Raw genomic sequence first — 20,763 nt, 5'->3', positions numbered from 1 at the left:
GAAAATGGAGAGGACCTGATGACCACCCGCGCCAAAGTCGCCGTCTTCATCTCGGGCAGCGGCACCAATATGGCCGCGCTGCTCTATGCCAGCCGCCTTCCGGAGTGCCCGTTCGAGATCGTCCTGGTGCTCTCCAACAACCCCGAGGCCGGCGGCCTCAAGCTCGCTGCGGCCGAAGGCATCCCGACTTTCGTCCTCCCCCACAAAAGCGTTCCCCGCGCCGAACACGATGCCGCGATGGAAGCAGCGGTCCGCCACGCCGGTGCGCAGTGGATCGCGCTCGCCGGCTACATGCGCATCCTCACCCCCGAATTCGTCGCGCGCTGGGAAGGGCGGATGGTCAATATCCACCCTTCGCTCCTCCCCAAGTACACCGGCCTCCACACCCACGAGCGCGCCATCGCGGCGGGGGACAGCCATGCCGGCTGCACCGTCCACCTCGTCACCGCCGATCTCGATGAAGGCCCGGTCCTCGGCCAGATCCCTGTCGCGATCCTTCCCGGCGATACGCCAGACAGCCTCGCCGCCCGCGTCCTCTTCGCCGAACACCAACTCTACGCCCGCTGCCTCGCGCAGCTCGTCACGCGAGAGACCGACCCGGCATGGCTCACCGCGCAGGTCCGCGAACGCGCGATGCAACTGCCAGAAGCCGAGGAAAGCCTGAGCCACAGCATGGCCTGTTTCGGCATCATCAAGGGCAAGAAGTTCGCCTACGTCCCCAGCCAACACCACGCCGACGGAAGGACAGCCCTCCTCGTCAAGATCAGCGGGGTAGACGAACAGGAGCAGCTGATCGAAAGCGATCCCGATCGCTTCTTCCGCCCGGCCTATTTCGGCGACGGGTGGATAGGTATTCGTCTTGACCTCGGCGACGTTGACTGGGACGACATAGCCGAATGGCTGCGCCGCTCCTGGCTGGCCGTGGCGCCGCGCAAGCTTGCGGCGATGATGGAATTCTGATCGCAGCCCTGCCCCGGCTGCCGGAGCCGCCAATGCCCAAAACCCCGCTTTCCCCGCTGCATCGGCTCTATGTCCACTCCGCCCTGCAATCGTTTGTTGAAGCGGGCGGCGGCATCTTCATCGCCGGGTTTCTCGTCAGCCGCGGCTTTTCCTTCCCGGCGGCCCTCGCCAGCTTCGCGCTGATCGTCCTCTCGCGCCTTGCCTTGCGCGGCCTTGTCCTGCCGCTGGCGGTGCGCTTCGGGGTGCGGAACGTGCTGCTGATCGGCATCGCCGTCCGCGCGGTCAGCTTCGCGCTGCTCCCGCTGGTCCACGAAGTCGGCCCGCTCCTCGCGCTCTTCCTCGCTGTCAGCGGCCTCGGCAGCGTGCTCTACTGGACAGCATGGCACGGCTTCCTTCCCGTGCTGACCGACACCGGGCGCGGCGGCCAGCAGATCAGCGTGCAGCAGGCGACCAGCGCGCTGGTGGGCATCGCCGCCCCTGCGCTCGGCGGTCTGCTCCTTGCGCATGGCGGGCCGGGAATTGCCTTCGCGGCGATCACCGTGCTGCAACTCGCCAGCGCCCTACCGCTCCTCGGCGCGCCCAATCCCACGATCGACCCTGCCGCCGTGCTCGAACCCGGCGTCGCCAGCTACGCACGCCGCCTCTATCTGGGCGAGGGCTTCCACGCGGGCTGCTCGGTGGTGATCTGGAACCTCGCGCTGTTCGCTACGCTGGGCGAGCATTTCGACCAGTTCGGCGCCGCGATGGCCGCAGCCGGACTTGCCGCCGCCGCCGGCAGCCTGCTCGTCGGCCGCCTGATCGACAGCGGGCACCCGCGCCACTCGCTCGTCATCGCCTATGGCGCCGCCGCGCTTGCGCTTGCCGCCAAGGGCACCGCGCTTGGCCATCCGCTGCTTGCCGTCGCGGCCACGGCGCTCGGCGCGCTCGTCGTGCCGATGACCAGCACCGCCATGCTCGCCCCGCTCTACGCGATGGCGCGGCAGAGCCCCTGCGTGCTGCGCTTCTCGATGGCGACCGAAGGCGGTTGGGACCTCGGATGCTCCGCCGCATGCCTCACCGCCGCAGCCCTGCTGGCAAGCGGCGCGGGTTTCCACCTGCCGATCCTCCTCGGCCTTGCCGCCATCGCGGCCATGGCCCGGATGCTGGACCGCTGGTACGCGCGGCAGGCCGTCGCCGTCTGAAAAATAGGGACAGTCCCTATTTACTGGAACGGCGGTTCGTTCATATCTCGCTGATATCCACCACCGGTCGATCCTCACGCGTCCCCCGATAGCGCGCATCGGGATCGCTCTCGCCGGGCGAGATGACCACGTGGTCGTCATGCACTTCGAGCAGCGTGCCCACGAACGGCATGCCCTCAAGGCTCCCCGTCACCCGGTAGCTCACATAGTCGCCCACCTTGAACGTGGCGGGATCGAAATTGAACTCGAACGGGCACGACCCGTCCCCCATTCCAAACATAACTTCTCCCGAAACGCAAAGGGCCGCCGGATCGCTCCGGCGGCCCCTGCTATAGCAACCTGCGCGCAGCAGATCAGCCGACGATTTCTTCGGGCTTGAAGAAGTAGGCGATCTCGATCGCCGCGTTCTCGTCGGAATCCGAACCGTGGACGGTGTTGGCTTCGATCGATTCGGCCAGCTCCTTGCGGATCGTGCCCGGCTCGGCGTTCGCCGGGTTGGTCGCGCCCATGATATCGCGGTTGCGCTGCATGGCGTTCTCACCTTCCAGCACCTGCACCACGACCGGGCCAGAGATCATGAACTCGACCAGATCGTTGAAGAACGGACGCTCGCGGTGGACGGCATAGAAGCCCTCGGCCTGCTCGCGGCTCATGTGGATGCGCTTGGAGGCAACGACGCGCAGGCCGGCTTCCTCGAGCATCTTGGTGACCGCGCCGGTCAGGTTGCGGCGCGTGGCATCGGGCTTGATGATCGAAAAGGTGCGGGTAACCGCCATGGGATGTTCCTTGCGTTTTATGGGAGGCTTTTGGCTGGCCGCGCCCCTAGCGGGGAAATTGCTGCGCTGCAAGGTTGTGGGCGTCAGCGCGGCCCTTCCAGCCACTTGCCGCCTTCCTGCCGCCAATATTTGCGCTCCGCCCCCTCACGCGTCCCAAGCATCCGCCAGGTCGCCCGTGCATCGTCGACCCGCTCGGGCGGAAACAGCAGGAAGACGCGCGCAGCACCTTCATAGCCCTCGGCCATGTCGCGCCACACGCCGTCCGCCAGCGCCAGATAGCGCGCGCCGTTGGCGGGCAGCGGCTCGTGCGAAAGCAGGATCGGCTGTCGCGCATCGTGCTCTCCGCCCGCCATGCCGTGGGCGAGGAAGCTTTCGGGAATGCGCGTCCACAGCGCCTCGCTGATCCGGCCAAGCTGGCCCGCATCCTCCGAAACCACCAGCAACCGCTCGCCCGCGCCCAGCGTGCCCTGCGCCAGGCGGGGCAGCACCAGTTCCGCCGGATCGCGCGAAAGCTGGTAGAAATCGACCCGCATGGTCAGATCGGATCGTCGAGCGAACGGGCAAGCGGTGTGAAGCTCAGCGGGCCTTGCTCGGTCATCACCCAGCAGTCCTCCAGCCGCATCCCGAATTCACCGGGGATATAGAGCCCCGGCTCGTTGGAAAAGCACATGCCCGGCGCCAGCGGCGTCTGATCACTGCCGACGAGGTAGGGGCTTTCGTGGCCGTCCATGCCGATCCCGTGCCCTGCGCGGTGTGAAAGGCCCGGCAGCGCGAAGCCCGGCCCCCAGCCCTCACCCTCATAGAACCGGCGCACCGCCGCATCGAGCGCGCTGACCGGCGTGCCCACCTTCGCCGCACCGAACACCATGTCCTGCCCGCGCCGGATCGTGTCCCACACCTTGCGCTGCCGCGCGCTCGGCTCACCGAAAACCAACGTGCGCGAAATGTCGGACTGATAATCCTCGACCACGCACCCGCAGTCCATCAGCACGACCGAGCCTTCGCGCACCACTTGCGGCGTCTTGGAGCCATGCGGGTAGGCGCTCGCCTCGTTCAGCAGCACCAGCGCGAAATCATTCTCTGCACCCATGCGGGTCGTTGCCGCGCCCACCAGACCGCCGATGTCGCGCGCCGTCATGCCCTTCTGCATCAAAGCGTGCGCCTCGCGCAGCGCGGCCAACGTCACCGCATTGGCGATCCGCATCAGCGCCAGTTCGGCGGGCGATTTGATCTGGCGGCAGGCATTGACTAGCGCCGCGCCCGAAACGACTTCGAACCGCCCCTCGCGCGCCAGCCCTTCGGTGATGAAGGCCCGCGTCGTCTGCTCCACTGCCACAGGCCCAGCGCGCCCCTTCAGCGCATCGGCGATCAGCGCAAAGGGGCTGGCATCCTCATGCCATGTGCGCAAATCGGCGGGTATCGCGAGGGTTTCCTTCACCGAAGGCGCCTCGAAGAACGGTGTCACCACGATCGGCTGGCCGCTTGCCGGGATCACCGCTGCCGTGATCCGCTCCGATCGCGACCAGCGAATGCCGGTGAAGTAGGTCAGGCTGCTCCCGCTCTCCACCAGCAGGGCAGCAATCCGCCTCTCCTGCATCAGCCCCTGCACCTTGGCGATGCGCGCCATGCGCTCGGCCGGGGTGATCGGCACCGCCGCATCGGCAAGCCGCGCGGGGGCTGCCGCCCGCGCGCCCATCGGCACCATCGCCAGCGCTGCTGCGCCGCCCGCACCCGCCAACACGCCGCGCCGCGACCAAGTCATGCCGCTTTCCCCTTCCCCGAGCGGCAGCGATCCGAACAGAACTTCACGTTGTCCCAATCGCGTTCCCACTTCTTGCGCCAGGTGAAGGGAAGGCCGCAGGCGGCGCAGAGCTTGCTCGGCAAGTCCGCCTTGCGGCGCATCTTCGGCACGTATCAGGCTTCCAGCACGTCGCGCACATAGCGATCGAGCAGCCGCACGCCAAAGCCCGTCGCGCCCTTGTCATGCGTCGCGCCGGGCTTGTCGACCCACACTGTCCCCGCAATATCGAGGTGCGCCCAGGCCACGCCCTTGTCGACAAAGCGCTGGATGAACTGCGCCGCCGTGATCGAGCCGCCATAGCGCGGGCCCACGTTCTTGATGTCGGCAATCGGGCTGTCGATCAGCTTGTCGTAGGCAGGGCCGATGGGCATGCGCCACAGCTTGTCGCCGCTCGCCTTGCCCGCTGCATCGAGCTGCCCGGCCAGGAGATCGTCGTTGGCGAACATGCCCGCATGCTCATGCCCCAGCGAAATGATGATCGCGCCGGTCAGCGTGGCAAGGTCGACGATCGTGGCAGGGCTGCATTCCTTCTGCACCCAGGTCACCGCATCGCACAGCACGAGGCGACCTTCAGCGTCGGTGTTGATCACCTCCACCGTCTGGCCCGACATCGAGGTGACGACATCGCCCGGGCGCTGCGCATTGCCATCGGGCATGTTCTCGACCAGGCCGCAAACGCCGATCACGTCCGCCTGCGCCTTGCGCTTCGCGAGCGCCAGCATGGTGCCCGCGACCGCCGCCGCGCCGCCCATGTCCCACTTCATGTCTTCCATACCCGCCGCCGGCTTGATCGAGATGCCGCCGGTGTCGAACGTCACACCCTTGCCAACAAAGGCTGTCGGCCGCGCGCCCGCCTTGCCCTTCCAGCGCATGGCAATGATCTTGGGCTCGCGCACCGAACCCTGCGCCACGCCCAGCAGCGCGCCCATGCCGAGCGCGGTCATTTCGGCCAGGCCCAGCACCACGATCTCGATGCCGGTGCCCTCAAGCCGCGCCTTGCAGCGCTCCACGAAGCTGGCGGGGTAGATCACGTTGGCGGGCTCGGTCACGAGTTCGCGGGTAAACTCCACACCCTCGGCAATCGCGGCTTCGGTTTCCCAGACGGCCTCGGTGCCTTCGGGCGCGCCCAGCACCACGATCTTCGCCAGCGAGGGCTTCTGCTCGTCGCTCAGCTTGGTGCGATAGACGTCATGGCGCCACGCACGCAGCCGCGCCGCGAGCAGCACGGCGGCTGCTTCCTCAGCGCTGAGGCCGCTGCCGGCAAAATCGATAGCGAGCTCGGTCTCGCCCGAAGTCAGGTACTTGGCGGTCAGCCCGCCGCCCGCGCGCTCCAGCGTTGCGGTGCGCCCGGCCGCGCCCGGCTCGCCGATTCCGGCAAAGGCCAGCCGCTGCACACCATCGCCCGCCGGCACCAGCGCTTCGAACAATTGCCCGGCCTTGCCAGTAAAGCGCGCGGCGGCGGCAGCGCCGCGCACCAGCACGTCGGCATCGGCGGGCAGCTCGCCCTGCGGCACGAAGCGGGCAACAAGGCGGAGGCCTGAACCGGAAGTGGCTGCATCTGCTGCGGCGAATTCGATAATCATTCAAGGCTCCTGCCGGAAAAAGGGCACACCCCAAGGCTCAGCTTGGCGCAAGGTGAATTGTGGGTTTGCAGTTAAGCGGCACCGGTGCGATAGGCAAGGCCATGCGAGCCCCCGCGCGGCCCCTGCCGCAAGCCTTGTCCCGATGCTTGCGGCCCCGATGCTTGCCGTATCTGCGCGTCGCCGCCCTTCGCCCGGCCTTGGCCGTGCTGGGCGTTCTGGCGCTCGGCACCACCACCGCACATGCGCAATCCGCTGATGTCCCGCCTCCGCCCCAAGAGGCAGGCCAGCCGGCCAAGCCACCCGCCGAAGTCCGCTTCCAGTCCGATCGCGTCACGTATGCCAGCGATGCCGAGACCGTCACAGCAACCGGCAATGTCGTCCTGCGCCGCGCCGAACAGACCGTGCGCGCCGATGTCGTCACGTGGAACCGCAAGACCGGCGTGATCGAGGCGAGCGGCAACATCCGCTTCGTCGATGAAGCCGGCAACGTGCTTTATACCGACAAGGTCGAGCTGACCGACGAGCTCAAGGCCGGCGCGGTCGAGGATCTGCTGCTTGTCCTTCGCCAGGGCGGGCGGCTTGCCGCGCGCAGCGGCACGCGCGCCGCCAATGGTGATATGGTCTTGCGCGATGCCGCCTTCTCCGGCTGCGCGGTCGAGGGTGAGGACGGCTGCACCAAACGGCCGAGCTGGGAAGTGACCGCCGTCGCCGTCACTTACGATGCCAAGGACCAGCGCGTTCACTACAAGGGCGCGCTGCTGCGCGTGTTCGGCCTGCCGATCCTGCCGCTGCCCGGCCTTGCCCACACTTCGGACTTCCGCGCCGAAAGCGGCCTGCTGATCCCCGATTTCCGCTTCAGCGCGGCCAACGGCGCCGAAATCAGCGACACCTATTACTGGCGTCTTGCCAACAACAAGGACCTCGCGCTCACCGGCTATATCTTCACCGGGGCGCTGCCGATGATCTCCGGCCGCTATCGCCAGTTGACGGACCACGGTGCCTTTCAGGCCTCCGCCTATCTCACCCGCAGCGCGCGCATCAATATCGGCGGCGGCTCGCTGACCGGCGCCAATCCGCAGGAACAGGTATTTCGCGGCTATTTCGAATCGAACGGGCGCTTTCAGCTTTCGGAAAACTGGAGCCTCACCGGCTATGGCCGCTACGCCAGCGACCGCACCTTCCTGCGCCGCTACGATATCAGCCGGGATGATCGCCTGCGCTCGACCATCAATCTCGAACGCATCGATGCAAACAGCTATTTCAGCATCGCTGGCTGGGCCGTGCAGACTTTGCGCAGCGGTGACCGGCAGGGCCTCGTGCCGATTGCGCTTCCCGCCATCGAATACCGCCGCCGCATCGTCCCGCCCGCGATCGGCGGCATGCTCGAACTCCAGCTCAACAGCCTCGCGCTCACGCGGACCGGCGGGCAGGACACGCAGCGCGCCTTCGCCAAGGCGCAGTGGGACCTGCGCACGCTGACCGGGCTGGGGCAGGAGATCACCTTCACCGCCCTCGCGCGCGGCGATGTCTATCATTCGGCGCAGAACGATCTTACCAGCAACCTGCTCTACCGCGGCCTGCCCGGCTGGCAGGGGCGCGGCATTGCCACCGCGGCGGTCGATATCAAGTGGCCGCTGATCGGTTCCGCGCTCGGCGGCACGCAAGTGTTCACCCCGCGCGTCCAGTTCGTCGCCATCCCCAAGATCCGCAACCTCGCCATCCCGAACGAGGATTCGCGCTCGGTCGAGCTTGAGGATTCCAACCTCTTCTCGCTCAACCGCTTCCCCGGCTACGACCGCATCGAGGACGGCGTGCGCGTGACCTATGGCGCGGATTGGCAGTTCACCCGGCCCGGCTGGCGGGTTGCCACCACCGTGGGCCAGAGCTACCGGCTCTCCACACAAAAGACCCTGCTGCCCGATGGCACCGGCCTGTCCTCGCGCGCATCGGATATCGTCGGCCGCACCGATCTCAGGTTCCGCGATATCGTGCAGTTCACCCACCGCTTCCGGCTCGACAAGGACAGCCTGAAGCTGCGCCGCAACGAATTCGATGCGACGATCGGCAACCACCGCACTTATGCCGAAGTCGGCTACCTCCGGCTCAACCGCGATATTCCCGCGACTTTCGAAGACTTGCGCGACCGTGAGGAAGTCCGTTTCTCCGGTCGTATCGCCTTTGCGCGGCGCTGGTCGGTGTTCGGCTCGGCCGTCGCCAACCTCACCAGCAAGGTGGATGATCCGACCAAGACCAAGGACGGCTTCCAGATGCTGCGCCACCGCCTCGGCTTTGCCTATGCCGACGATTGCCTCGATTTCGCGCTCACCTGGCGGCGCGACTACATCACCAACGGCGATGCGACGCGCGGCAGCACGATCCAGTTCAACATCGCCTTCAAGGGCCTGGGTGTACGCTGAGCCGCGATCTTCCCATTTTTCCTCCGTTTCGCTTCCATCGCCGTTGCAATCGGGCTATCGCGGCGCCACTCACCTTGGGTTCAGCCGAACCATGCGAGTGAGTGGCGGCCCAGTAACCGTTGGGGGGGACCGTTCGGCGCGCAAGCCGGATGGGGCCGAGAGACAGGAATATCGTACTGCCATGAAGACCGGGTTTCGTTTGCTTTCCGTTTCGGCGCGCGCCGCACTCAGCCTCGGTGCCCTCGCGGTAGTCGCAGCTCCCATTTCCGGCACGCTCGCCCACGCGCAGACCCTGCCCGATCCTGCGGAAGACACCTCCGGCACCGGCGCGCTCAATCTGCCCGCCAATCCCGTGATCTTCGGCAAGACCGATCCGCACCTGCGCCGCGCCACCGCGATCGTGAACGGCGAGATCATCACCGGCACCGATGTCGACCAGCGCCTCGCGCTCATCGTCAGCGCCAATGGCGGCAAGGTTGCGCCGGAAGAGATGGAGCGCCTGCGCCTTCAGGTGCTGCGCAACCTGATCGACGAAACGCTTCAGATCCAGGAAGCCAAGGCCGCCAACGTCGATATCGACGAGGAGGAAGTCACCCAGACCTTCAACCGCGTAGCCCAGCAGAACTTCGGCCAGAATCCCGCTGCGCTCGAAAAGTACCTCGCCTCGATCGGCTCGTCGTCGGGCTCGCTCAAGCGCCAGATCAAGGGCGAACTCGCGTGGCAGCGCCTGCTGCGCCGCAACGTCCAGCCCTTCATCAACGTGTCGGACGGCGAAGTGCGCGAAATGATGGATCGCCTCAAGGCTGCCAAGGGCACCGAGGAATACCGCATCGGCGAAATCTACCTCGCCGCCACGCAGGAAACCAAACCGCAGGTCCTCGCCAACGCGCAGAAGATCCTCGAACAATTGAAGGGCGGCGGCAGCTTCGTCGCCTATGCGCGCCAGTATTCGCAGTCGTCCAGCGCCTCGGTCGGCGGTGATCTCGGCTGGATCCGCCTTGCCCAGCTCCCGCCCGAACTCGCCACCCCTGCCGCGCAGATGCTGCCCGGCCAGCTCGTCGGCCCGATCGAGCTCGCTTCCGGCTACTCGCTGCTCTACCTGATCGACAAGCGTCAGGTCCTCACCGCCGATCCGCGCGATGCGGTGCTCAGCCTCAAGCAGATCTCGATCGCCTTTCCCAAGGGCACCGCGGAAAAGGACGGCGCCGCCAAGGCCGCCGAATTTGCCAAGGTCGTCAAGGAGATAAAGGGTTGCGGCGGGGCCGATGCGGCTGCCGTCTCGCTCGGCGCGACTGTCGTCGCCAACGATCAGATCAAGGTGCGCGATCTCCCCACCGCGCTGCAGGACACGATCCTCAAGCTCTCGGTGGGCGAAACCACTCCGCCCTTCGGCTCGATCGAAGACGGCGTGCGCGTCCTCATGCTGTGCGGCCGCGATGACCCCAAGGTCGAAAGCGGGCCCAACTTCGAACAGCTCCAGTCGCAGATGGAAGACGACCGCGTGAACAAGCGCGCGCAGACCTACCTGCGCGACCTGCGCCGCGATGCTGTGATCGAATACAACTGAGCGCCACCCCTCAAATTCGTCATTGCGAGCGTAGCGAAGCAATCCAGAGCGTAAGGCGACCCGCTCTGGATTGCTTCGCTACGCTCGCAATGACGCCCCAAGGACTCAAACCTCTCACCCTCCCGCCCCGGCTCTGCTAGGGCGTCTGCATGACCGTCACCCAACCGCCGCTCCTGCCGCTGGCGATAAGCCTCGGCGATCCTGCCGGTATCGGCCCAGAGCTGATTGCCGCCGCATGGGACCAGCGCGAGGCGGAAGGGCTCCCGCCGTTCTTCGCGGTAGGCAATCGCGATCTCATCGAAGCCGCCGCCCGCAGCCGGGGCCTCGCCATCCCTGTCGTCGCCATCGCCGCGCCTGATGAGGCGGCCGCCGTTTTCCCCCACGCGCTCCCCGTGCTCGATGTCGGCACGTGTGCCTACACGCCCGGCCTGCCCGATGATGCCGGCGCCGCACTCGCCTTGCGCGCGCTCGAAGTCGCCACCAGCCTCGTCAAGCAGGGTGCCGCCGCCGCGCTCGTCACCGGTCCCATCGCCAAAAGCCGCCTGGCGCGCATCGGCTTCAACCAGCCGGGCCAGACCGAATTCGTGGCGGAAGCCTGCGGGATTACCCCCGAAAACGCGGTGATGATGCTCGCCGGGCCGCACTTGCGCGTCGTCCCCATCACCGTCCACGTCGCGCTGCGCGATGTGCCGTTCCTGCTCTCGGCGGAGCTCATCCGCAGCCGCTCCGCCATCGCGGCGTCCGCGCTCACCCGCGATTTCGGCGTAGCCCACCCCCGCCTCGCGGTCGCTGCGCTCAATCCCCACGCCGGCGAGGATGGCCGCATGGGCACGGAGGACCGCGACGTCATCGTGCCCGCCGTCGCTGCGCTGCAAGCCGCCGGGATCGACGCTCGCGGGCCGCTGCCCGCCGACACCATGTTCCATGCTGAAGCCCGCGCCACCTATGATGCCGCGATCTGCATGTACCACGATCAGGCGCTCATCCCGATCAAGGTGCTCGATTTCGACGAGGGCGTGAACGTCACGCTCGGCCTCCCCATCATCCGCACCTCACCCGATCACGGCACCGCCTTCGCCATCGCCGGCACCGGCACAGCCCGCTCCGGCGCCACCATCGCCGCGATCCGCATGGCCGGAGAATGCGCCGCCCGCAGAGCCGCCGCCGGATGAGCACGCCCGACCTCCCCCCCTTGCGCGAAGTCGTCCAGCGCCACGGCCTCATCGCCACCAAGGCGCTTGGCCAGAACTTCCTGTTCGACGAACAGCTCCTCGCCCGCATCGCCATGGTGCCCGGCGATCTCAAGGGCCAGAACGTGCTCGAAGTCGGCCCCGGCCCCGGCGGCCTCACTCGCGCGCTGCTGCGCCGGGGTGCCAATGTCACCGCGATCGAAATGGACCGCCGCTGCCTCCCCGCGCTCGCCGAACTGGCCGAGGCCTTTCCCGGTCAGCTCACCGTGATCGAAGGCGATGCCACGAAGATCGCGCCCGAAACCCTGTTCGACGCGCCATGGCATGTCATCGCCAATCTGCCCTACAACGTCGGCACCGCGCTCTTCGTCGGATGGCTCTCCGGCGAAAACTGGCCGCCGCAGTGGCGCAGCCTCAGCCTCATGTTCCAGCAGGAAGTTGCCGAGCGGATCGTCGCCGCGCCCGGCAGCGATGCCTACGGCCGCCTCGCCGTCCTTGCCCAATGGCGCAGCAAACCCCGCATCGCCATGCGCGTCCACCGCAGCGCCTTTACCCCGCCGCCCAAGGTCATGTCGGCGATCATCCACGTAGAGCCCGCCGCGATGCCGGAGGGCGTCTCCGCCCGCATGCTCGAACGCGTGACGGAAGCCGCCTTCGGCCAGCGCCGCAAGATGCTGCGCCAGTCGCTCAAGGGCCTCCCCGGCGCGCTGGAAGCCCTCGAAACGCTCGGCATCGAATCCCAGCGCCGCGCTGAAACGCTGAGCGTGGCCGAATTCGTCGAGATTGCCCGCGCGCTTACCCGCTAGCTCCTCCCCATTTTTGCGAAGCACAAATGGGGAGGTGGCAGCCCGCAGGGCTGACGGAGGGGTAACTACTTCTTCTTCCGCTGCGCCTCGTACCCCTTCCTCTGCGTATCGATCAGGTACGCATGGATCGCGTCCACATCATAGCGGCTCACCATATCTCCCATCGGCGCCATGCCGTTCCCTGCCAGCGCGCCGCCCAGCACGATCTGGTTGAACATACCGTGGATGTCGCGCGGCAGCCGCGACAAGTCGGGCGTGATGCCGGGGCCGAACATGTGGCAGCGTGAGCAGAACTCGGTGAACTTGGCCTCGCCATGCGCGATCTTGGCCGCAGTCGCCCGAAGCGGCGGCGGCGCGGGATACGTCAGCGGATCGGCCCGCGGCTCAGGCTGCGGCACCGGCCCGCCGCCCAGCCTGAACACCAGAATGCGGTTGGTGTTGCGGTTGCGATAGGCAATGTCCGCCGGGGTCAGCGGATAGCTGATGCCCACCCCGCCATAGCCCACCTGCACCGCGATATACTGCACGCCGCCGATCCGGTAGGTCATCGGCGCGGCCATGATATGCGATCCGGTCTGGATCGAGGCCAGTTGCGCGCCGGTCTTGGCGTTGTAGACGCGCAGCGTGCCGTCCCCGCGCCCTTGCACCACGATATTGCCGGCGGTCGAAAGCACCCCCCCATCATAGCCGCGATTGCCGTCGGAGGTGACCTGCTCCCAAACCACCTTGCGCGCCACCGGGTCCCACGCTTTCAGCACCTCACGCACCAGACTGGTCTTGCCGCGCTCCTTCTGCAGCTCCGCTTTGCTCGGGATCGGGCCGAACAGGCGGCTCAGCGTCGCCTCGTCATAGGTATCATCCGGAATGATCCCGTTGGCGTTGAAGAAGCCCTCCAGATGGTCGAGCTTGCCCTTGTTGGCGGGCAGGTTGACCATGACATTGGGCACATCGAGCGTCGGGATATAGACCAGCCCCGTCTGCGGGCTGAACGACATCGGGTTCCACGTATGCGCCCCGGCCCACGAAGGATAGACGTTCTTGGGCTTGGCCGAATAGTCCGCCACCTCGGTAAACTCGGGTCGGCCAGTCGCAAGATCCACACCCTTGGCCCAGTTCACATAGGCAAAGGCGTCGGCTGCCAGCAGCTTCCCGGTCTTGAGGTCCAGCGTGTAGAAAAAGCCGTTCTTCGAGGCCTGCATCACCACCCGGCGGGTCTCGCCGCCAAAGGGCAGATTGGCGAAGGTGAACTTCTGCGTCGCGTCATAGTCCCAGGCATCGCCCGGGGTTTCCTGATAGTACCAAGTCATCCGGCCAGACTTGGCATTCACCGCGACGATCGAAGCGTTGAACAAGTCGTCCCGCCGCTCGGCGGCAGACTTCACCCGCGAATAGGGCGAGGCATTGGCGGTGCCGAACACGATCTGGTCGGTCTCGGCATCATAGGAAAGCCCGTCCCACACCGTGCCGCCGTTCTGGTAGCGGCCATCGTGATCCGCCCCCCACGACTTTGCCGCCATTTCCAGTTCGGAATGCTCGAAGGGCTGGCCGGGCGGCGGCGGCACCGTGAAGAAGCGCCACTTGAACGCACCGGTCTTGATGTCCCACGCCGAGATATAGCCACGCGTCGAGCCATCGCCGAGGTCCGCGCCCGAATTGCCGATCACCACGGCATCGCCCGTCAGCAGCACCGCCCCGGTCGAGGCGTAAGTATAGCTGCTCTTGCCCCGGCCGATGATCGTGTCCGCAGTCCACTTCTCCGCGCCGGTCTTCGCATCGAGCGCATGCAGCCGCCCGTCCTCGCTGGCGACGAACACCACTCCGTCCCGCACCGCCACGCCCCGGTTCACCGTGTCGCAGCAGGCATTCCTCGCCGAGGCCGGATCGATGCCGGGATGGAAGGTCCACAGCACTTCGCCCGTCGCCGCGTTCAGTGCATAGACGATCCCCCACACGCCCGAGGTATACATCACCCCGTCGATAACGAGCGGCGTAGCCTCCTGCCCGCGCTCGGTCCCCATGTCATAGGCCCAGGCAAAGCCGAGCTGCCCAGCATTGCTGTCGTTGATGTCGCTGAGCGATGAGAACCACGTTCCCGCCGGATCGCCGCCGACATAGTGCCACTCATCGCCTGCGACGGGATGCGTGGCTGCCACAAACTCGGGCAGGCCCGCCTGAAGCGAGGACGCGGCAAGGCCGCAAGCACAGAGCAGGCCGAGCAAGGGCCGGCGCAAAGGGATCGAAAGCATAGGGCCGAGTGTCCGTCGAAACGGCGCCCATCGCAAGCCGGATTTGCGCGGCGCCAAAGCAGCGGTTTCCAGTGGCAAACCTGCACGATCCCGGGAATTGGCTCCCTTTGACAACAAGCTGGATTTACGTAACGATTATGGTCCGTTTCGGTGACGCTGACCATTGAAGGCGCATCGAAGCGCTCTCGGGATGGAGGATGTGTGGACCGTCGGAACCTGCTGAAACAGCTTGCGGCATCGACAGCGGCAAGCGGAATATCGGGAGCAGTTCGCGCAAAGCCATGGCAAGCAGCCGGCAAGCCAGACTGGAATGCGCTTCGAGCCAAGCTGGGCGCGCGTCTGCTCAAGGTCGATTCACCCCTTGAAGCCTGCGCAAGATCGGGTGGCGAAGGCGCCGAAGCGCTCTTTGCCAAGCTCAAGAACCCCTATTTTCTGGGCGATGAACCCGGCCTAACGCAGACCTTGGGCTGGATCGACGGATGGACGACGCAGGCCAGCGACCACGCAGTTGCGGCCGAGTCTGCCGAAGATGTCGCCGCCGCGATAAGCTTCGCCCGGCAGCACGGCGTTCCCCCGGTTGTGAAGGGCGGGGGTCACAGTTACTTCGGCAATTCAAACCGCGCCGGATCGCTGCTCATCTGGACCCGGCGCATGCGCGACATCACGCTGCACGATGCCTTCATTCCCGCCGGTGCGCCCGGCACCGCGAGTGGCATGCCAGCTGTCTCGATCGGCGCGGGCGCGATCTGGGGCGACGTCTACAACAAGGTCGCGGCGATCGGCGGGCGCTATGTCCAGGGCGGTGGCTGCCTCACCGTCGGTGTTGCCGGCTTCATCCAGGGCGGCGGTTTCGGCAGCTTCTCGAAGACCTTTGGAACCGGCGCATCCAATCTCCTTGAAGCCGAACTGGTGACCGCAGACGGCAAGATCAGGATTGCGAATGCACATCAAAACCCAGATCTGTTCTTCGCCCTGAAGGGCGGCGGAGGCGGCAGCTTCGGCGTCGTGACGAGGCTCACGCTCCGGACCCACACCCTGCCCGAGGCCATCGGCGCGATCCAGTTTTCGGTGGAGGCCCGCTCGGACGAAGCATGGCGTGCCTTGGTCGCGCGCGTGATCGCCTTCTATGCCGAGGCCCTGTTCAGGCCGGAGTGGGGTGAGCAGCTGAATTTCAGGCCCGGACGCAAACTGAGCGTCTCGATGCTGTGCCACGGGCTGACCTCCGAGCAGATCAAGGCGGTCTGGGCCCCGTTCATGGCGTGGCTTGCTGAGCGACCGGCAGACTACACCCTAGGCGGTGAACCGCTGATCGTCTCGGTTCCCGGCCGCCGCTTCTGGAGCCCGGAGTTTCTCCGGTCGCTGCAGGGCATCGTTTTGCGGGACGATCGCCCCGGTGCATCGCCGGACAACCTCTTCTGGGCGACCAATCAGGGCGAGGCAGGGCAGGTTATCAATGCCTATCAGTCTGCTTGGCTCCCCGCGGATTTGCTGAAGGAGGCAAGGCAAGCCGATCTGGTCGATGCGCTGGTAGCAGCGTCGGCACATTGGCCTCTGGGTCTGCACACCAACAAGGGATTGGCCGGAGGCACTGCGGAAGCCATAACCGCAACCCGCGCAACAGCGACCAACCCGGAAGTCCTCGATGCGTTCGCCCTCCTGATCTGCGCCGCCGAAGGACCGCCAGCGTGGCCCGGCATTCCCGGCCACGAGCCCGATCGCAAGGCCGGACGCGTCGAGGCGGCCCGCGTGGCATTTGCGATGGCCCCCATCCGCATGCTCGTCCCGGAAGCGGGGAGCTACATGTCAGAGGCTGATTACTTTGGGCCGGACTGGCAGAAGGCATACTGGGGCGCGAACTATCCCCGGCTGCTTGCCGCCAAGAAGCGCCATGATCCGGCGAACCTGTTTCGCGGCCATCACTGCGTCGGCCAAGGCTAGCTGCCAAAAATCCTCTGCCGACCACCAAGTTTTGCCTGCGTGGACTGGTTGCGCATGAAACAATCCTCTTCCGCTAGGGGTTCACCCCGGCGCGCGGGCAGGCTAGAGCGTCCGCATGGCCATGCTTGCCCCAACCGAAGCAGCCCTGATTGAGGGGATCGACGCGCCTGCGATGCTGCAGCAGGTCGAGGCGTGGTGTGCGATCAATACCGGCACCCGTAATACCGCAGGGCTGGGCCGCCAAGCCGCGCTGCTCGCTGATGCCTTTGCCGGGCTGCCCGGTGAAGTGCGCCTCGTGCCGCCCGCCCCGGTCGAGGCGATCGCCGCCGATGGCCGCGCGGTGCAGATCGAGCACGGCGCGCACTTGGTGCTCAGCGTTCGCCCCGATGCGCCGCGCCGTTATCTGCTCACTGGGCACATGGACACGGTCTACCCGGCAGACCACCCGTTCCAGACGCTGACATGGCTCGATGGCGAAACCCTCGGCGGCCCCGGCACGGCGGACATGAAGGGCGGCATCGCCGTCATCCTCGCCGCGCTCCAGGCCTTCGAGACGAGCCGGGTCGCGCCCTATGTCGGCTATGATGTGCTCATCAATTCGGACGAGGAAACCGGCAGCCTCGCCTCCGCCCCGCTCATCGCCGAACTCGCGCGCAAGAAGGCCGCAGCGCTCACCTACGAACCCTCCGCCTTGCCGGACGGCACCCTGGCTGGCGCGCGCGGCGGCAGCGGCAACTACAGCGCGATTGTCACCGGTCGCTCCGCCCACGCTGGCCGCAACCCGCAGGATGGCCGCAACGCGCTCGTCGCCGCCGCTGATCTCGCGCTCGGTTTGAAGGCGCTTTCGGGAGACGGCCTCGCCATCAACCCGGCCCGCATCGATGGCGGCTCGGCCAACAATGTCGTGCCGGACCATGCCGTGCTGCGTTTTAACATCCGCCCCCGCAGCGAAGAAGACGCCGCGCGCTTCTCCGCCGCGATCCAGCCATTGCTGCGCGAAGTCGAGCTGGCGCATGAGGTGAGCATTCACCTCCACGGCGGGATCAGCCGCCCGCCCAAGCCGCTTACGCCGGACGCGGAAAAGCTGTTCGATCTCGTCCGCCGCTGCGGCGCGGCGCTCGGCCAGCCGATCCGCTGGCAAGCTTCCGGCGGCGTGTGCGACGGCAACAACATTGCCGCACTCGGCGTGCCGGTGGTCGATACCATGGGCGTGCGCGGCGGGGCGATCCACTCGCCTGACGAATACATGATCGTGCCGTCGCTGGCTGAGCGCGCCGCGCTGTCGGCGCTCGTGCTGCACCGGCTTTCCGGAGGGGAATAACAAGCGTGACCCACGTCATCCGCGCGGCCCGCGCCTCGGATCTCGAACACTTGTACGAGATGGCCAAGCTCACCGGCGGCGGCTTCACCAACCTGCCGCCCGATCGCCGCGCGCTGGTAGCAAAGCTTGAGCGCGCCGCGGCTGCTTTTGCCAACACCGTGGAAGGCGATCCGGAGACCCAGAAGGATGAACTGTTCGTTCTGATCCTCGAGGACCTCGCCACGCACGAAGTGCGCGGCACCTGCCAGATCTTCACCCGCGTCGGGCAGACCTGGCCGTTCTATTCCTATCGCATGGCGACGCTGACCCAGCATTCCAAGGAACTGGGGCGCACTTTCCGCGCCGAAATGCTCAATCTTGTAACAGACCTCGAAGGGTCGAGCGAAGTCGGCGGCCTGTTCCTCCACCCCGGCGAACGCGCGGGCGGGCTCGGCATGCTGCTCGCCCGCAGCCGCTATCTGTTCATCGCCATGCACCGCAAGCGCTTTGCCGATCGCATCCTGGCAGAACTGCGCGGCGTGATCGACGAACGCGGCGGCTCACCCTTCTGGGACGGCGTCGCGGGCCGCTTCTTCGGGATGAACTTTCAGGAAGCCGATTATTTCAACGCGATCAACGGCAACCAGTTCATCGCCGATCTGATGCCCAAGCATCCGGTCTACATCGCCATGCTGCCCGAAACCGCGCGCTCCGCGATCGGTCTGCCGCACCCCAGCGGCCGCGCCGCGATGCGCATGCTCGAAACCGAAGGCTTCGCTTCCGAAGGCTATTTCGACATCTTCGACGGCGGCCCGACGATGACCGCGCGCACGGACAAGGTGCACTCGATCGCCTCGGCCAAGATGGTGCCGGTGACAGAGGTGCGCGAGGCCGATGAAACCGCCGCCCGCGCGCTCGTCGCCACGGGCAGGCTTGCCGATTTCCGCTGCTGCTTCGCGCGGATCATGGCGGACGGGGATGGCATCGCGCTCGATCCCGATGCCGCCTCGGCACTGGGTGTCGGCCTGGGCGATACCGTGTGGCACGTGGCGCGCTGAAGGAACCCGCAATGAGCACTCTGGTCGAGATCAACTTCGACGGCCTCGTCGGGCCGAGCCACAACTACGCCGGACTCAGCCTCGGTAACCTTGCTTCGGCCAAGCACGGCGGCAGCGTATCCTATCCGCGCGCCGCCGCATTGCAGGGCATCGGCAAGATGCGCCACAACATGGCTCTCGGCCTTGTGCAGGGCCTGCTCTGCCCGCTGCCGCGCCCCAATCATGGCTTCCTCGGCGCGCTTGGCATCGCCGAACCCGCTGACGAAACCGAACGCCGCCTGCGCGCCGCCGCGTGGTCAGCCAGTTCGATGTGGACCGCCAATGCGGCCACCGTCTCCCCCGCGCCGGACACGGCGGACGGGCGCTGCCATCTGACGGCGGCTAACCTCGTCACCATGCCGCACCGCTCGCAGGAATGGCCCGATACCGTGCGCCAGTTGCGCCTCGCCTTTGCGGACAGCGCGCATTTCGCAGTCCACGATGCCGTCCCTGCCTGCTTCGGCGATGAAGGCGCGGCCAACCATATGCGCATGGCCACCAGCCACGCCGCGCATGGCCTCGAAATCTTCGTCTACGGCAAGCACACCAAGGATTCCGGGGGCGGCGCCTTCCCCGCGCGCCAGCACGAGCAGGCGAGCCGCGCCGTCGCCCGGCTCCACGGCCTCGATCCCGCGCGCTGCCTCTTCGTCGAGCAGTCCGGCGAGGCGATTGCGGCGGGCGCGTTCCACAATGATGTGGTCGCCGTGGCAAATGAGCGCGTGCTGTTCACCCATGAACTGGCCTTTGCCGATCCAGAAGGCACTTATGCCGCGATCCGCGCCGCGCTGCCCGAAGCAGAAATCGTCATCGTGCCCGCCAGCGCCGTCAGCCTTGCCGATGCCATCGCGAGCTACCTGTTCAACGCGCAGCTCCTCACCCTTCCCGGCGGCGAAATGGGCCTCGTCATCCCGCTGGAGGCCTGGGAGCACCCGGCTGTCCGCGCCTGGCTCGATGGCATGCTTGCCTCCAACGGCCCGATCCGCCGCGTGCTGCCGGTCGATGTGCGGCAGTCGATGGCAAACGGCGGGGGGCCTGCCTGCCTGCGCCTGCGCGTTGTCGCAGATCCTGCCACCGTTGATCCGCGCTTCCTCCTCACCGAAGCGCGCGCAGACATGCTGGAAAAGCTGATTGCCAAGGCCTGGCCCGAGCAGATCGATCCCGCTGATCTCGGGCGCGACTCGCTGGCTGCCAGCGTCATCGCCGCGCGCGCTGCGCTGCTCGATGCGCTCGATCTTTCCGCACTGGCCTGAAACGGCACGCCTCACCGCACGGGGGTTAAGCCCGCCTTTACCATGGCCTGTCGCCGTGCTTTACAAGGCATAGGCTATGCCATGCGCATCTGCCCCGTGATTGCTGATCTGGCACGAAGGTTGCGGAAGAGGTTTGGTGATGCACAAGAAGCCCTCTTTGTTGCGCAAGATCAGCCGCCTGTTCGTGATCAAGAACCGGTTCGAGGCGAGCGCGATCATCTACGCGCTGGCGCTGGGTTCGGCGGAGCGAGGGCAGATCTATCTGGCGCAGTATCCGGGCTTTGGCGGCAAGCTGCTGTTCCTTGCCAGCTGCCTTGCGGTGTTCATGGCCGGCGCCAAGATCATGGACGCGATGAAGTACGAGCGCGAGGGCAAGGCGGCAGTGCCCGTGCCGGTGAAGGTCGATCCGGTCATGTAGGGAAAGTGGAGGCGTTTCTGTTGCCCGGTACGCCTGCGTTTCGTGAATTGGGGCTGGCCGGCCGCTACGCAGCGCGTGAAGGTGGGGAGGTTCTGTTGTCCGGCCCTCCCCGAGCCGCTGAATTCCCTTCTGTTGCCCGGTGGGTTCAACCGCGCTTTAGCTTTGTAAGATCAGGCCGTTAAGCCGTCAGATTACGCCGCGAGAGCGAGTGCTTCGTTGTCGTTGGCACTTGT

At 66.5% G+C, this 20,763-nt stretch carries 18 protein-coding genes; 11 read left to right on the top strand and 7 right to left on the bottom strand.

Features of this window, described 5'->3' with window-relative positions; translation table 11 throughout:
* The first annotated feature begins 18 nt into the window (after nt 1-18).
* Complete coding sequence (gene purN / locus Q0071_RS08750) at nt 19-960, top strand: phosphoribosylglycinamide formyltransferase (RefSeq protein WP_298167570.1); 942 nt, start codon at nt 19-21, stop codon at nt 958-960.
* Nucleotides 897-2,141 carry an MFS transporter gene (locus Q0071_RS08745; RefSeq protein WP_298167565.1) on the top strand — a complete coding sequence of 415 codons (1,245 nt, stop codon included), beginning with the start codon at nt 897-899 and terminating at the stop codon, nt 2,139-2,141. Before purN ends, Q0071_RS08745 begins: the two co-directional genes overlap by 64 nt.
* 40 nt (nt 2,142-2,181) lie before the next feature.
* Here Q0071_RS08745 and Q0071_RS08740 read toward each other — a convergent pair whose 3' ends face one another.
* The 6 genes from Q0071_RS08740 to Q0071_RS08715 form a co-directional block, all read right to left on the bottom strand.
* Nucleotides 2,182-2,421: a hypothetical protein gene (locus tag Q0071_RS08740; protein WP_298167562.1), complete on the bottom strand. Its 240-nt coding sequence runs from the start codon at nt 2,419-2,421 to the stop codon at nt 2,182-2,184.
* Between the two features lie 73 nt (nt 2,422-2,494).
* Nucleotides 2,495-2,917: a nucleoside-diphosphate kinase gene (ndk, locus tag Q0071_RS08735; protein ID WP_067908053.1), complete on the bottom strand. Its 423-nt coding sequence runs from the start codon at nt 2,915-2,917 to the stop codon at nt 2,495-2,497.
* A gap of 83 nt (nt 2,918-3,000) precedes the next feature.
* Entirely contained in the window at nt 3,001-3,450 is a 450-nt protein-coding gene (locus Q0071_RS08730; RefSeq protein WP_298167555.1) for a DNA polymerase III subunit chi, read from the bottom strand.
* A gap of 2 nt (nt 3,451-3,452) precedes the next feature.
* Nucleotides 3,453-4,679, bottom strand: coding sequence for a Xaa-Pro peptidase family protein (locus tag Q0071_RS08725; RefSeq protein WP_298167552.1), 1,227 nt, complete (start codon nt 4,677-4,679; stop codon nt 3,453-3,455).
* Entirely contained in the window at nt 4,676-4,828 is a 153-nt protein-coding gene (locus tag Q0071_RS08720; RefSeq protein WP_298167549.1) for a DUF2256 domain-containing protein, read from the bottom strand. Before Q0071_RS08720 ends, Q0071_RS08725 begins: the two co-directional genes overlap by 4 nt.
* 3 nt (nt 4,829-4,831) lie before the next feature.
* Entirely contained in the window at nt 4,832-6,301 is a 1,470-nt protein-coding gene (locus Q0071_RS08715) for a leucyl aminopeptidase (RefSeq protein WP_298167546.1), read from the bottom strand.
* 203 nt (nt 6,302-6,504) lie between these two features.
* Between Q0071_RS08715 and lptD the strand changes: the two genes are divergently transcribed.
* The 4 genes from lptD to rsmA all read left to right on the top strand — a co-directional run bounded on the left by lptD (nt 6,505) and on the right by rsmA (nt 12,281).
* Nucleotides 6,505-8,718 (top strand): LPS assembly protein LptD, encoded by a 2,214-nt coding sequence (gene lptD, locus Q0071_RS08710; RefSeq protein ID WP_366886281.1) that lies wholly within the window; start codon nt 6,505-6,507, stop codon nt 8,716-8,718.
* A gap of 181 nt (nt 8,719-8,899) precedes the next feature.
* The gene (locus Q0071_RS08705) at nt 8,900-10,285 is read left to right on the top strand and encodes a peptidylprolyl isomerase (RefSeq protein WP_298167539.1); all 1,386 of its coding nucleotides are present in this window, start codon (nt 8,900-8,902) and stop codon (nt 10,283-10,285) included.
* A gap of 149 nt (nt 10,286-10,434) precedes the next feature.
* Nucleotides 10,435-11,457, top strand: coding sequence for a 4-hydroxythreonine-4-phosphate dehydrogenase PdxA (pdxA, locus tag Q0071_RS08700; RefSeq protein WP_298167537.1), 1,023 nt, complete (start codon nt 10,435-10,437; stop codon nt 11,455-11,457).
* A complete protein-coding gene (rsmA, locus tag Q0071_RS08695) occupies nt 11,454-12,281 on the top strand; it encodes a 16S rRNA (adenine(1518)-N(6)/adenine(1519)-N(6))-dimethyltransferase RsmA (RefSeq protein ID WP_298167534.1) in 828 nt (275 codons plus the stop codon). Before pdxA ends, rsmA begins: the two co-directional genes overlap by 4 nt.
* Before the next feature lie 65 nt (nt 12,282-12,346).
* Here the strand turns inward: rsmA and Q0071_RS08690 are convergent, their stop codons facing one another.
* Nucleotides 12,347-14,527 (bottom strand): PQQ-dependent dehydrogenase, methanol/ethanol family, encoded by a 2,181-nt coding sequence (locus tag Q0071_RS08690; RefSeq protein ID WP_298167531.1) that lies wholly within the window; start codon nt 14,525-14,527, stop codon nt 12,347-12,349.
* A gap of 201 nt (nt 14,528-14,728) precedes the next feature.
* On the opposite strand from Q0071_RS08690, the gene Q0071_RS08685 reads away from it, so the two are divergent.
* From Q0071_RS08685 to Q0071_RS08665, 5 genes are all read left to right on the top strand, one after another.
* Nucleotides 14,729-16,465, top strand: coding sequence for an FAD-binding oxidoreductase (locus Q0071_RS08685; RefSeq protein ID WP_298167528.1), 1,737 nt, complete (start codon nt 14,729-14,731; stop codon nt 16,463-16,465).
* Between the two features lie 115 nt (nt 16,466-16,580).
* The gene (locus tag Q0071_RS08680; protein ID WP_298167525.1) at nt 16,581-17,786 is read left to right on the top strand and encodes a hydrolase; all 1,206 of its coding nucleotides are present in this window, start codon (nt 16,581-16,583) and stop codon (nt 17,784-17,786) included.
* Between the two features lie 5 nt (nt 17,787-17,791).
* A complete protein-coding gene (locus tag Q0071_RS08675) occupies nt 17,792-18,823 on the top strand; it encodes an arginine N-succinyltransferase (protein ID WP_298167522.1) in 1,032 nt (343 codons plus the stop codon).
* A gap of 11 nt (nt 18,824-18,834) precedes the next feature.
* Nucleotides 18,835-20,112, top strand: coding sequence for an N-succinylarginine dihydrolase (locus Q0071_RS08670; RefSeq protein WP_298167518.1), 1,278 nt, complete (start codon nt 18,835-18,837; stop codon nt 20,110-20,112).
* Nucleotides 20,113-20,269: 157 nt separating this feature from the next.
* Nucleotides 20,270-20,530 (top strand): hypothetical protein, encoded by a 261-nt coding sequence (locus Q0071_RS08665; protein WP_298167595.1) that lies wholly within the window; start codon nt 20,270-20,272, stop codon nt 20,528-20,530.
* Nucleotides 20,531-20,763 lie beyond the last annotated feature (233 nt).

This window comes from Novosphingobium sp., assembly GCF_027486195.1.
In the GTDB taxonomy this organism is placed as follows: domain Bacteria; phylum Pseudomonadota; class Alphaproteobacteria; order Sphingomonadales; family Sphingomonadaceae; genus Novosphingobium.
Note: the sequence above shows the minus strand (reverse complement) of the source record. Positions and strands in the feature narration are given on the sequence as shown.